Annotated in this window: 1 protein-coding gene; it reads right to left on the reverse strand. The window is 71.6% G+C overall.

Annotated elements, in window-relative coordinates:
• The coding region (locus HUK84_RS22230; RefSeq protein WP_176642047.1) for a tellurite resistance TerB family protein at nt 1–567 on the reverse strand (567 nt) is incomplete at both ends.

Here is a 567-nt window from a genome sequence, read left to right on the forward strand (position 1 = left end):
GGTGGCGCGGATTTCCACGTCCGTGGCGTCACGCTTCAGCCCCAGCACCGTATAGGCGTCGATCTCGTTCACCCCCGGCCGGGCGCCGCCCGATTCGGCGCGGTCCCACGCGCCGGGGCTGAGCTTGAAGGCCCGGTGCACGCGGCGCAGGAAGCGGGCTTCCATCGGGTGCAATTCGCCCTCGGGCGCCAAATCCGCCCGGGCGACGGCGAACAGCGCCGCCAGCGCCTCTTCCAGCATGTCGGTCCGGTCGGCATAGGCCCGGCCCAGCTCGGCGGCGAATCCTTCGAAATCGTCCACCCGCTGGCGTGCCTGGTCGAACAGGCGGCCGACATCCCGGGCGTGCTCGCTGGGCACCTGGAAGCGGCGCTTGAAGGCGTCGATCTCGGCCCGGTTCACCGGCGCGTCGCATTTGGCCAGCTTGGCCGACAGCACCACCATCACCAGGCCGTACAATTGCTCACGCTTGCCGGTCACCGCCGCCAGCTTGGCGGCGACGAAGGTTGCCGCCCCGTTGGGGTCGGCGTTCAGGCGCGGGCCCCAGCGGTCGGTCCAGCCGCCGACCGG

The sequence above is a fragment of the Nguyenibacter vanlangensis genome (assembly GCF_013376155.1).
Taxonomy (GTDB): domain Bacteria; phylum Pseudomonadota; class Alphaproteobacteria; order Acetobacterales; family Acetobacteraceae; genus Gluconacetobacter; species Gluconacetobacter vanlangensis.